This is a genomic window from Streptomyces sp. BE303 (assembly GCF_036290945.1).
GTDB lineage: Bacteria > Actinomycetota > Actinomycetes > Streptomycetales > Streptomycetaceae > Kitasatospora.
The window spans coordinates 1-473 of record NZ_JAQYWZ010000548.1 but is presented as its reverse complement, the minus strand read 5'-3'; the positions used below and the strand labels follow the sequence as shown (position 1 = coordinate 473).

Sequence of the window (473 nt, the reverse complement as noted above, 5' to 3'; positions counted from 1 at the left end):
GAGGAGGTGACCAGCACCGCGGCGGCCTCGCTCGCCTTCGCGATCTGGGTCAGCGCGTCCACCTTCGGGACGACCAGCTGGTCGGTGAACTCGGCGCCGTCGGCCACGTAGACCTTCGCCGCGCCGTACTCGGCCGCCTTCCCGGCGATCGCGGCGGCGGCCGGACCGGCCCCGAGGACGACGGCCGACGGCTCGCCGATCCGGCGGGCCAGGGTCAGCAGTTCGAGGGCCGGCTTGCGGACCACACCGTCGGCGTGGTCCACGAGAACCAGGATCTCAGCCATGATTCGTTGCTCCTGATCGATCGTTTGGGTGCGCGAACGGGTGGGACTAGATGAACTTCTGGTCGGCGAGGAAGCCCGCGAGCGCCTTGCCGCCCTCGCCCTCGTCCTTGACGACCGTGCCCGCGGTACGCGCCGGACGCGCCGCCACCGACTCCACCGCCGTCCACGAACCCGCCAGACCGACCTCGT

2 pseudogenes are annotated in these 473 nt (G+C 71.5%); both read right to left on the bottom strand.

What is annotated here, in order from left to right:
• Positions 1–284, bottom strand: a pseudogene (locus PUR56_RS12425) (electron transfer flavoprotein subunit alpha/FixB family protein); the annotation flags it as partial.
• A 46-nt stretch (positions 285–330) separates the two neighbouring features.
• Positions 331–473, bottom strand: a pseudogene (locus tag PUR56_RS12420) (electron transfer flavoprotein subunit beta); the annotation flags it as partial.